This window comes from Sphingobacterium sp. G1-14 (assembly GCF_002196555.1).
Taxonomy (GTDB): domain Bacteria; phylum Bacteroidota; class Bacteroidia; order Sphingobacteriales; family Sphingobacteriaceae; genus Sphingobacterium; species Sphingobacterium siyangense.
Map to the genome: position 1 here is coordinate 4,619,648 of NZ_CP021381.1, position 12,135 is coordinate 4,631,782.

General features: G+C 39.4%; 8 protein-coding genes. 6 read left to right on the forward strand and 2 right to left on the reverse strand.

What is annotated here, in order from left to right:
* The first annotated feature begins 2 nt into the window (after positions 1 to 2).
* The 5 genes from CBM24_RS19950 (at position 3) to CBM24_RS19970 (ending at position 7,170) form a co-directional block, all read left to right on the forward strand.
* Positions 3 to 1,712, forward strand: coding sequence for a RagB/SusD family nutrient uptake outer membrane protein (locus CBM24_RS19950; RefSeq protein ID WP_070566764.1), 1,710 nt, complete (start codon positions 3 to 5; stop codon positions 1,710 to 1,712).
* Between the two features lie 34 nt (positions 1,713 to 1,746).
* Positions 1,747 to 2,886 carry a SusF/SusE family outer membrane protein gene (locus CBM24_RS19955; RefSeq protein ID WP_070566766.1) on the forward strand — a complete coding sequence of 380 codons (1,140 nt, stop codon included), beginning with the start codon at positions 1,747 to 1,749 and terminating at the stop codon, positions 2,884 to 2,886.
* Positions 2,887 to 2,891: 5 nt separating this feature from the next.
* Positions 2,892 to 4,271, forward strand: a complete 1,380-nt coding sequence (locus CBM24_RS19960) for a DUF5116 domain-containing protein (protein WP_157698543.1) — start codon at positions 2,892 to 2,894, stop codon at positions 4,269 to 4,271.
* Positions 4,272 to 4,320: 49 nt separating this feature from the next.
* Positions 4,321 to 6,489, forward strand: a complete 2,169-nt coding sequence (locus CBM24_RS19965; protein WP_232475584.1) for a glycoside hydrolase family 97 protein — start codon at positions 4,321 to 4,323, stop codon at positions 6,487 to 6,489.
* 297 nt (positions 6,490 to 6,786) lie between these two features.
* Positions 6,787 to 7,170 (forward strand): hypothetical protein, encoded by a 384-nt coding sequence (locus tag CBM24_RS19970; protein ID WP_088162444.1) that lies wholly within the window; start codon positions 6,787 to 6,789, stop codon positions 7,168 to 7,170.
* A 76-nt stretch (positions 7,171 to 7,246) separates the two neighbouring features.
* On the opposite strand, the gene CBM24_RS19975 is transcribed toward CBM24_RS19970, so the two are convergent.
* Positions 7,247 to 8,680 carry a DUF4932 domain-containing protein gene (locus CBM24_RS19975; RefSeq protein WP_088162445.1) on the reverse strand — a complete coding sequence of 478 codons (1,434 nt, stop codon included), beginning with the start codon at positions 8,678 to 8,680 and terminating at the stop codon, positions 7,247 to 7,249.
* Positions 8,681 to 8,987: 307 nt separating this feature from the next.
* On the opposite strand from CBM24_RS19975, the gene CBM24_RS19980 reads away from it, so the two are divergent.
* The gene (locus tag CBM24_RS19980; protein ID WP_157698544.1) at positions 8,988 to 9,770 is read left to right on the forward strand and encodes a DUF6794 domain-containing protein; all 783 of its coding nucleotides are present in this window, start codon (positions 8,988 to 8,990) and stop codon (positions 9,768 to 9,770) included.
* Between the two features lie 411 nt (positions 9,771 to 10,181).
* On the opposite strand, the gene CBM24_RS19990 is transcribed toward CBM24_RS19980, so the two are convergent.
* A complete protein-coding gene (locus tag CBM24_RS19990; RefSeq protein WP_088162448.1) occupies positions 10,182 to 12,131 on the reverse strand; it encodes a hypothetical protein in 1,950 nt (649 codons plus the stop codon).
* Positions 12,132 to 12,135: the final 4 nt, after the last annotated feature.

Genomic DNA, 12,135 nt, shown 5'->3' on the forward strand with positions numbered 1-12,135 from the left:
AGATGAAATTTTCATTACGTTATATAATTCCCCTTTCCATTAGCACCCTAATTTTGGGAAGCGCAAGCTGTACCAAGCTTGACGAAACCTTATATGATAAAATTACTTCTGACAATTTCTTACAGAAAAGAGAAGATGTGATCCGTGATTTTTTGAGACCGTTTGAACATGCCTTTTGGTCGATTCAGGGTGGTGGTCTATTTTACGCGCAGGAACTCCCTGCCGACCAATTGATGACCCCAAATAGGGATGGCGACTGGTTTGATGGAGGCAAATACCAACGGGCTCATTACCATACCTGGACAGTTCAGGATGATTATACCAGTGATATGTGGAAAGCTCTTTTTCAGGGTATCAGTTTAGCTACAAACTCGCTTGAGGATATCGAAAAGGTGGATATCCAAAAAGTTCAGATCACTGAAGCGGAAAAGGCCGACTTTGTGGCTGAGCTGAAGACACTCCGGGCCTGGTTCAACCTACGGGCTTTTGATTTATACCGGAATATTCCACTGGTAACAAAAGTAAAGGGTGAAACTGCAACTCCGCCGCAAGCGACACCTGCTGAAACCTTCGCCTTTATTGAAAAAGAGCTGAAAGATGCTATTCCCGGATTGCCACTCCGTCAGGATCTCGGCACAACGGGTATTGGTAGATGGACAAAAGGCGGAGCCGCAGCCTTATTGGCCAGACTTTATCTGAATGCTGAAGTTTATACGGGTCAAAGCAAATATGCTGAATGTGCTGCGGTATGTCAGGATATCATAGACGGAAAATATGGCAATTACCAATTGGAAACGATATGGTCAAAACCTTTTGATTACGATAACGCAAATTCAAGTGAAGTTATCTACGGATTCCCTGCAACTTTGGCCCGCACACACTGGCATTATAGTTCGGATATGTATTGGTGGATGGCACCGCATCAGGCTCAAAATTTCTTCGGCTTTACCGATTTCGGAAATATGAATACCCGCTATGCCCTTCAGCCAGGACGGGATGTGGACAGTGTCGAGTATAATTTTGCCCTCGGTAAGCCCTTTATCAAATTTCAGCGCTATCCAGATGATCTTCGATTAAAGAAATATAAAAATCTTGGCAATAGTAAAAGAGAAGGTATGTTTTTGTTCGGTTACCTCCCCTATTATAGCGATCCGACAAAATTGGTCAAAAGCAACCGAGGATATACCATCTTTGCCCGTGATCAGGTGGGATGGTTTAAAGATACCCCTCCGGGAACAAAGATCGCAGATAAAGAATCCAATATGAACCATGCAGATGACAACTCTGGCTTATGGGTTGCGAAATATCCGATATATCCTTCTAAGGATCCAAATACCATTTCTTCGGCATTTGCAGAGATTAGACTTGCTGAAATTTATTATTCACTAGCTGAATGTAAATATAGAACCGGCGATAAAGGATCCGCCGCAAAATTGTTGAATGCGGTGCGTAAGCGTAACTATCCAACTGGCTCAAACAGCCTGTACCTGGAGTCGGGACAGCAATTGAGCGATCAGGAAATGATCGATGAATGGGGTCGTGAGTTCCTGGTCGAAGGAAGACGCCGAACCGATTTAATTCGTTGGGGTAAATTCAATTCTGGAAAATGGTGGGATAAAGAACCTGATAATAGTGATCATACTAAAATTTATCCTATTGGTCAGAGTGTTTTCACACTAACTCCGTCATTGCAACAGAATCCCGGATACTAATCAGTTTTAGTAAGTATAAAACCTTTTGAAAGTTATGAAATTTAATTGGAATATAAGATTGTCGGCTTCAAAGCAACTTGGAAATATCCTGCTATGGGGCGTATGTTTAATAATGGTGCAGTCCTGTTCGAAAGAACTGGATGCACCTACTCCACTGCCATTCGAAATTACGGATATTACAGCATCTGCTGATAAAGTGGTCATTAATCCGAGTAAGCCGTCTGAGGATGCGCTTACGGTTTCGTGGCCGGCATTTTCAAACTCAATGATCTCTTATAAAATAATCCTGGCTAACGGTGAGCAACGGGATAGTGTAGCAGTCGCCTCTGGAGCGATAAGCAAACGGTTTACCCAGGGTGAATTGAACGCTATACTAGTTGAAAAATTGAAGATGACGGTCAATATAGAGTCCAAACTGGATATTACGGTGCTCGGACTAATTCCGTCAAAAACGCTGTCAACTACATCGAAAACAATCAGCATACAGGTTGTTCCTGGTCCGGTCGGTGCGGCGTATGCATCCCTATGGGTGGTGGGCGATGCTACGCCAAATGGCTGGAATATTGAAAACCCAAATGCAATGAAGAAAGATCCGACCAACGCCTTTCAGTTTAAGTTTAATGAAGTATTGAATGCTGGTGACTTTAAAATCCCTGTAGCGACAGGAAATTGGGGGACAGATTTCTTTATGCCTTTAGCAAACCATCCAAAACTTTCCGAAACTGGTGTTCAGCTGGTTCCGGGTGGAAACCCTGATTATAAATGGAACATCGCAACTGCTGGCGCTTACAAGATTCTGCTTAATATCAGTGCAACCCCATTTATAACGATCAAACCTTTTACCCCGTACAAGCAGATATGGCTCGTAGGGGACGCTGTGCCTTCTGGCTGGACAATAGATAATCCAACACCAATGGTGCCTACAGCAGGAAACCCTTATGAGTTTACTTATACAGGCTCATTAAAAGTGGGCGAATTTAAGATCCCAACCGCAACCGGAAGCTGGGACGGAGATTTCTTCATGCCACCAACCAATGGAGAAGGAACAACAGGAAAAGATGCAATAATTATCGCTGAGGGTAAAATCGACAACAAATGGAAAATTACCGAAGCTGGAACGTATAAAATTACCTTCAACCAGCTTTACGAAACAATTTCAATTGTCAAAAATTAGGCCATATGAGACGATTTCATCAACTCGCTACACCACTTGTATTTTTGAACATGCTGTTTATGACAGCATGTTCAAAAACTCCTTCAAATGATATAACCACAAAGATAATTCATCCAGACAGTTTGCAAAATCCGTTCGTCGGCCCACTATATTGGAGCCCTTACGAATATAACTTCGAAACGGATGGTTATATTCCTGAAGATGAATGGGAAAAGAATATCAACTGGATTGACAACAACCTAAAATCTTTTGGTTACAAGATGGTCTGTATCGACGGCTGGGGCGACGACTTTAAATACAACGCCGATGGTTATCGTACTACCCACTCGTCCAAATGGAAGCACGACTACGCCTGGTGGTCCGATAACCTGAAAGGTAGAGGGATGACTTTGGGAATATACAACAACCCCCTATGGGTAATCAAATTGGCCGCTGATGCTGGTGTAAAAATTAAAGGAACGAATATTCCCCTTTCCAGCATCATGAAAGAAGATGAACAGGCCACCTGGTTTAAATGGGTACAAGTTGACAAACCGGGAGCCGAAGAATATGTCAAAGGATATATTCAATACTATGCGGATATGGGTGTGCGCTATCTACGCGTAGATTTTCTTTCCTGGTTTGAAGATGGAAAAGATAGGAATATGGGGACAGTAGGTCCAGTACGTCCGGCGGCGTACTACGAGAAAGCTCTTCGGTGGATGCGTGAAGCCTGCGATAAAAATGGAATTTTCTTATGTCTGGTGATGCCACATCTCTATAATGATGCGCAGGTAGAGCAAAAATACGGACACATGATCCGCGTCAACGACGATGTTGGAGATGGCAAATGGTGGCGATGGAGCGACAATGAACGTGGAATCAAACGTGTTGGATGGTCACAATATGCAAATGGCATGGATGGTCTGACCTATTGGTCTAACATTTCAGGCAGAGGAAAGATGATACTGGATGCTGATTTTCTTCGGATCAATACTTTTTCAAATGATCATGAAAAGAAGAGTGTAATCTCAGCCTGCTTCATTTCTCGCGGCGCTGTCACAGTTGGAGACCGTTATAATTCCATCGGTAAAAATCTTTGGCTTTACCAAAATAGGGAACTACTTGCTTTAAGAGAAGATGGATTTGTCGGAAAACCCTTAACCAACGATCCGAAAGATCCAAAAAGCCAAATCTGGAAAGGTCAGTTGACCAATGGTGATTGGGTCATAGCCCTTTTTAATAGAGAGAGTAACTATCAAACCAGAGGATTGAATTTTACAGATTTATCTGGCAGCCATTGGCGGGTAAGGGATTTATGGAAACATGAAGACCTGGGGACAATGAGTTCCTATTTTGAAAATATTCCACCCCATGGTGTAACAGTTTTGCGATTGACGAAGTAATCCAAAGCTCATAACAATACTGAATTTTAATATATATGCTAAAATAGAAATGATGAAAAAATCAATTTTTCTTTTATTTGTCGTCTTTTGCTCTAACGGGATCGTAGCACGGGGGCAACAGATAAAATCGCCCAATGGAAGATTTGAACTGGCCTTTGGATTGACAAAAGAAGGTACGCCAACCTACGAATTAAAGTTTAAAAACAACGTGGTAATCAAGACCAGCAATCTGGGATTGGAACTCAAGCTCAAACCGGATGAAGAATTACATTTAAGGGGACAAACGGATGGTGAAACCCAGATAAAAAAGAAGAGCTCGCTTTATAGCAATTTTGAAATCTCCGATTCAAAGACCAGCACTTTCGATGAAACATGGCAACCGGTATGGGGAGAAACTAAAAATGTAAGAAACCATTATAATGAACTCGCTGTCACATTAAACCAAAAACAAACAGAGCGCCAAATTATTATCCGTTTTCGCTTATTTGATGATGGTCTCGGTTTTCGGTATGAATTTCCACTGCAGAAAAACCTAAATTACTTCACTATTAAAGAGGAACATAGCCAGTTTGCCATGACTGGTGACCATACTGCTTATTGGATTCCTGGCGATTATGACACCCAGGAATATAATTATACCACATCTAAACTATCTGAAATAAGGGGTTTGATGGGAAGCGCTTACGAAGGTGGAAACGTCTCTCAAACCTCCTTCTCGCCAACGGGGGTACAGACCTCGTTGATGCTAAAAACCAATGAAGGTGTTTACATCAATTTACATGAAGCAAGCTGTCTGAATTATTCGACGATGCACCTCAATTTGGATGACAAAAATTTTGTTTTTGAATCTTGGCTTACACCAGATTCACATGGCGATAAGGGTAAAATGCAAGCACCCGCTACCTCACCTTGGAGAACAATTATCGTAAGTGATGATGCAAGAGATATATTGGCGTCTAAGATGACCTATAATTTGAATGAGCCAAGCAAAATACAAAATACTTCCTGGATAAAGCCTACAAAATATGTAGGCGTGTGGTGGGAAATGATTTCCGGTAAGAGTAGTTGGTCCTATACAAATGAATTTCCGTCTGTCCAGTTGGGAATAACAGATTTCAGTAAGGCAAAACCAAATGGTACCCATGGCGCGACAACAGCAAACGTTAAAAAGTATATAGATTTTGCTGCGAAGCATGGTTTTGAGGGTGTTTTGGTTGAAGGATGGAATATCGGATGGGAAGATTGGTTTGGTAATGATAAAGATTATGTCTTTGATTTTGTCACGCCTTATCCTGATTTTGATCTCAAAGGATTAAACGATTATGCACACGCCAAAGGTGTGAAACTGATTATGCATCATGAGACATCCGGATCTATCCGCAACTATGAGCGACATATCGATACAGCCTATAGGCTGATGAACCAATTGGGTTATGATGCTGTAAAAAGTGGGTATGTAGGAAATATTCTTCCATTGGGTGAACACCACTATAGCCAATGGACAAATAACCATTTTCAGTATGCTGTAGAAAAAGCAGCTTCCTACCAAATTATGGTTAATCAGCACGAAGCTGTACGTCCGACGGGTGTAGCACGTACCTGGCCAAATTTGATAGGCAATGAATCTGCTAGAGGTACAGAATACCATGCATTCGGTGGCATAAAGCCTAATCATGTAACTATCTTGCCTTTTACAAGACTTATTGGCGGTCCAATGGATTATACCCCTGGTATTTTTGAAATGAACCTCGCCAATGGTGCCCATGTGAATAGTACGTTGGCCAACCAATTGGCGCTATATGTAACAATGTATAGCCCTTTGCAGATGGCAGCAGATTTTCCGGAAAATTATGATCGTTTTCCAGATGCTTTTCAATTTATTAAAGATGTCGGGCTGGATTGGGATGACAGTAAATATTTAGAGGCTGAACCTGGTCAATATATTACCGTTGCCCGTAAAGAAAAAAATACAGAAAAATGGTTTTTAGGAAGTGTAAATGGAAATTCCAGCAGAACATCGAAGATAAAATTTGATTTTCTGGATGAAGGAAAGACCTATTTGGCAACTATTTATGCTGATGCGTCAGACGCAAACTATAAGACAAAACCACAAGCGTATACAATAAAAACTACAAGAGTAACGAAAAAGGATACGATCGTTCAACATTGTGCCGCAGGCGGTGGTTATGCTGTTTCGATTGTCCCAATCAAGAAATAAAGGCAATTGATGAGATCATAGGGAGGATTTTTCGTATCCAAACGGAAATGAATCCCTAAATGTCTTATCCATTTCTATAATTAATAAGGCCTTCATCCCTATCTCACTTATGATAGTTTAACGGATCGATATAACTAATGTTCATTAGCGAACTTGATATCGGACTACCAACGAGATGCAATGCGTTATATATGCAGTTCTATTTCTTACATCCTGTTTTGTAAATTCAAAAACCAGTAAAGCGATATCATGAAGCTAGTTGCGAAAATATTTTAATTAAAATAGCGCTGAATAAATATGGATCATTTAGAACCTATACCATTATGGACATTAGTAGCTAATATCAAACAGGAAATTAGTTATGGTGAAGGGAAAATGGAAACCCACAAAGGCTCTAAACAGTTTAGCCCGGGCACCAAAGTGTATATTATCGATTGGTATGCTGGGATGTGCAAAGATATTACCGTAATCGGCTTGTCCAGAGACAAAAAAAAATTAATTACGATTGTTATACGGGCCGAATGGATCGAAAATTTCCGCGTCAAGTTATGCTACAACCCTAAAGTATGCTCAAAAATAAAGACCTACTTTGATAAGGAGGAAGCTGGAATGCAGCGGTATACAGAAAAATTTGTAAATGATATGTTTGTCGGTATACCTCAATGGAATGAACCTATTTAACTCTCACAACGATAATGTGAGTTACCTTTGCCACAATTGATTATGTATATGGTCAAATATTGTCCATTACAGTAAATTACTTTGTACTAAATTTTAGATAATGGTCTTTCATCGGTATCCCATCTGCAGTACGGAATGCATTTCCTGTAATGATAATTTCATAGTTTTTGTTTGGTTCTAACTCCCAATCAATGATAACAGATTTCTTATCTGAAGAATAACGATGTCCTTTTATCAGCGGAAAACCTTCTTTGGAAACTCCCCTAAATGACCGTCCCTGTCCCAATAAGGGCCTGTCGAAATTTATCTTCAGCTCCCTTAAGGTGTTGTTGACATTGGTTTGTCCATCCTGAATTCCCTCAAAAGAAATGATTTTTGGTCTTCTTTCTTCAAAAGCCGCATCTAAAGAAGAAATATCTTTAGCATAGGATTGATAAACCTTGGCAAGTACAGGCATATAGCTTTCTAAAGTAGGATATAAGTCTCGCTGACGATCAAAGTGTTCAAGTTCATCAACAAGTTTCTCAATCCAAAGAAATCCCCTATCTAGCTGTCCATTGGTTTCCTTTGAAATCTCTTCGGAGCTGAAATTATGATCTTTTTGATATTTGATAACCGCAGCTCGAACCAATGCCTCGTTCAACATCGTTTGCCAGCTACCGTATGCCTGCCGGTTCATTTCCTCCTTTACAACGCTATATAATTTTTCGCCGCTGTCTCTAAAAATTGTCGTGTCTTTTTCCAATAAATAATTAACAAAGGAGTGGTTAAACTCGTGAAGTAATGTAGGTAAATAGCTCTGTAAAGGAAATTCAGCCATGCCAAGACTATCCATACTCCATGTCCCCATAATAGCGTAGACTTCCTTAAGACCCTGTGGATTTTTAATGGCTACCCCATAGTTACCGCCGCCATTCCCCAAACCATTCACAATCAAAAACTTTTCGGATGGTTTCTTACCATAGAATTTAGGGTACCAGTCCAATTCAATATGTTCATAAATTGGAAGAAAGCGCTTTTGTACCTCATTGTACAGTGCCTGGTTATCCTGAAAAAATCCTTTGCTATTACTGTCTTTGTAAAACTTCTTTAACAGTGTTGCGAATTGAAGAGCATTAGCTCTACTCCACCTTTTGTCCAGGGTTTCGTTGATATTTTTTTGCTTAAGATTGAACTTATCATCAAGATGTATGGCCATACTCATCACTGCATCGTAGCCTATGCCATTTTCATTTTTAATCTTATTGACAAAAGTGATCAATTCGTGTTCTTTAAAAGGACCATAGTGTTCATTGATTCGATCAACGTAGCGCTTAAAAATAGCTGAGCTATACTCTTGATTGCCAGCAAGTCTAAACACAATACTCAGAAGCTCGATACGCTCATCAACTTTTGGCTTATCCATAATTTCGTTACGCTGCCCATAGGTAAGCATAAATGATAAACTGAATAGGATAATCAATACATATTTAGAAGTTTTTTCGAACATATTGGAAATAGGCTTTACCATCTTTTATTTATTTTGTACTTGAATGGGGATTCCAAATAGTTTGCCAATAAATTTAACACGCTATTTGCCAATACACTACGAACGAATTTCTTTCTTAATACTGACCGTTATTGAACACTGGCCGTTCAATATTGAACAGGCTGCCAGCCATTTTCTATAATCTTATTCATTAATATTAAATTGATCACTTAAGTCTTATAACTGTTTGAAAGCATATTACATTTCTTGTGCAACGTTACCTAAGTTGACAGCTGTTAGAAAAGAATAAATTCTTAAATTAGTTCAAGAATTATTTAGATCTAATTAGTTGAATTTAAAACTGCTTTACACCAATAATATGACCACCCTAAGATTTATATTGCTTGCACTTATATCAGTTGTTTGGTCACTGCCCTCTGCTTCTGCTCAAAACTCCCTTCCTAGAAATCTGAAAGAAACAGCCTCATTATTAAATCTTAACGTTTCCGATAGCCTAAAAAACGTAATCAAGTATAGTGATGAGGTAGAGTTAAGTGAATTAACCGACAATGAACTTAAAAGTGAATTTGAATTGATTGACTCGCTCCTTTCGACTGGAAAATCTCCATTATTTACATATTTAAATAATAAAGGAATCCACAACTTTAAAAAAGATGTGATTTTGGAATACTATAAACAGCTACTCTCAGCGGGTTATGTAAAAGAAGATTCTCTCGTTAAGGCATTCAAACTGAAGGAAAACAAATTGAAAAAGGAAATCAGACAGCGGATGGATGCGGACACAATTGCCGGTATTTATATCCCGAAAAACCTTGACGATTGTTTTGTCCAAATAGACTCGTTCTGGGATGATAGCACCAAAAATAAAATAAGAGAAATGACAGAGTCAGAGTTTATGGCCGGCTCACATTTCGGATTTGGAATGTGGATGAGAAATAATTGGGGCCTCTGGGGAGGTTCAAGGCTCTCCGCATATTTCAATAAAAGGGGAATAAGGCATCCTGACGACATGTCTGGCATCATATTAACAAGTTATTATAGGAAATTAAAGGGGAAAGATCCCGATGTAAAATCGCAGCTAGAGTATTATAAAAAGTACTGGACTCCATAAAACTTTTCAATAATACTAATCGTATTACCAATTTTATTTTTAACAGTTTTTGGGCTTTGTGTGAATTTTGATGGCCTAGTACCGTTTGTTTTTCCGGTTATTACAATTCTTTTTTTTCTCGCATTCGCTATCCTTATAATACTTCCAAAAAAAAGGATGATCATGATATTGGTCAGCTCCTTTATCATTTTATTCTATTCTTTTGGAATTTACCCAAAATTGATCGTCCGAAAAGAAATTTTTGAAACTTCATTAAGCTTGAATAGTATTACGTTATACCCTTTTGTTTCCGTCCAAAAAGATTCTGTAAATATTCATCTGGAGCACCCTGTGGTATCGGACTTTATGTTTACTTCCTGTGGGCCATGCCTTAAAAAATTAACATATTTACAGGCAATCATGATCCGCTTATCAGTAATAAAATACAAGACCATCTCTTTTCGCAGTGATTTCCTTTAATTGATCATAGTCCATATTCAAACATTGATATAGCGTAAAAATCACACCTGAACGCATGGTATAAATTTCATCGGGAAGTCGACCCAAATTTGTACCGTTCAAAATAACGTTATTCACGGCCTTCAAAGCACAAATCTCTACAGGAAATTTCTTGAGCTTGCTATAATTGAAATCCAGTTTTAGCAGACCGTCCAACTGTCCAAAACTGCTTGGAAAATCAGTAATCGAAGATGCCCTTGCATTGATTTCCTTCAGGCTCTTAAGTTTTCCGAATGTTTCTGGTAGAGTTGTCAGTCTACTATTCTCCATATTCAGATAGGATAAACTACTTAATCCGCCGAACTCATCTGGAAGCTTCTCTACAGAAGGGGATAGCCAAAGATCTTCTAATTTTTTAAGGTTACCTATCGAAGCCGGTAAAGTTTTAAAATTACCGCCCACTAACCAGAATCTAAGATTAGACAAGTTCCCAATATTATCAGGAATAGATTGCAAGCTTTCTCCTTGAATCCAAAGTTGTTTTAAGCTCTTGAGGTTACCAAAAGATTGTGGCAGCTGCTGAAGCCTACTTTCTCCGTAAATTTCAAGCGTGTCCAACTTAGTCAAATTATCGATATCCGAAGGCAAGGTAACTGGTGATGATCCCGCATAAACAAAACTAAAACGTGCAAACCTCAAATTACGGCATTGACTCAAACTTGATGGGATATAAGCCTGTTGCGCGAGAATTTCCGTAGACACCAGTTTGGTCAAGTTTCCAAAATCTGAAGGAAGCTGGGTAACAAAACAATCGAGGTGTTTTAGGTTTGCCAGTTTACCCAACGTGCCGTTGAAGTCTACATCGCCGACATACCGCATAATAAGGGTTTCGAGCGACTTTAAGTTCCCAAAAGTTTTTGGCAATACCACGGTATATCCCAAATCGGGGGTTCGCATCGGTGTGAGGTGAAATGATTTCAATTTGGTCAGATTGCCAAAATTATCGGGAATGGTAAGATAATAGCCTACCCGATCCAGACTAAGTTCTTCAAGAGCAAGGTAATGATCGCCGAAAATAGTCGGAACATCTTTCAATGAAGATCCACCTAAAATAAGCTTCCTCAGATATTTAAATGCCTTAAGCGCAGGAAAAGAGCCCGGGTCATTAAAACGATGTGCAATACCTGAAGCCTGCATATTTATTTCAATAATATGTCCATCCTTATCTTCAACAACACGCCCACCGCGCCCCATTTGCAATTCATTTAATGCCTCGTCTTCTTGATATTCGCCAGTCTGTACCTTTTTGGTAAACTGATAATTTTTCCCAGCATAAGTCATCGTATAGGTAACTTGATAGCTGGTATTGGAATAACCATGCAGTTCAATAGTAGGGTTTTCTTCTACTGGCCTAGCCCATCCGTCGTGGTATGTGCTATGTAGATGACCATAAGCTTTATCGAAAGACCATTTACCTTTATATTTAGGATCCACGGCGAAATGAAGTATAGTCTTAAAAGATGAGGGTGTGTTTTCTTTAATATCGATATGTAACTCGGGTATTTTAACATCGACTGTGGCCGTATTACTATTACCACTACCTTTTACCGTCCAGGTAAGGATATATTCCTCTCCAGGCACTCCCCTAAAAAACGAATTAGGGTTATTAGGATCGTCGATTTTCACATAATCTTCCACTACAGTTCCTTTTGTTATACTCCATGTACCTGTTTCCCCTTTTTGTAAGGCGCTACCCTTTAGCTGGACGGTGAATTCGTCATATAGTTCAGTGGGCTCGGCCTTAGGTTCATATACTGTTTTCAGTACATCCTGGTATTCCTTCTTTGAACAGGCTACAAATAAAAAGCTTTCAAAAAAAACACAAAGAAATGAACACCAAAATAATGTAGACTTATTATACATGGAT

Coding starts and splice junctions, on each gene's coding strand:
- CBM24_RS19950 (WP_070566764.1), top strand. CDS start 3: ATGAAATTTTCATTACGTTATATAATTCCCCTTTCCATTAGCACCCTA.
- CBM24_RS19955 (WP_070566766.1), top strand. CDS start 1,747: ATGAAATTTAATTGGAATATAAGATTGTCGGCTTCAAAGCAACTTGGA.
- CBM24_RS19960 (WP_157698543.1), top strand. CDS start 2,892: ATGAGACGATTTCATCAACTCGCTACACCACTTGTATTTTTGAACATG.
- CBM24_RS19965 (WP_232475584.1), top strand. CDS start 4,321: ATGATGAAAAAATCAATTTTTCTTTTATTTGTCGTCTTTTGCTCTAAC.
- CBM24_RS19970 (WP_088162444.1), top strand. CDS start 6,787: ATGGATCATTTAGAACCTATACCATTATGGACATTAGTAGCTAATATC.
- CBM24_RS19975 (WP_088162445.1), bottom strand. CDS start 8,680: ATGGTAAAGCCTATTTCCAATATGTTCGAAAAAACTTCTAAATATGTA.
- CBM24_RS19990 (WP_088162448.1), bottom strand. CDS start 12,131: ATGTATAATAAGTCTACATTATTTTGGTGTTCATTTCTTTGTGTTTTT.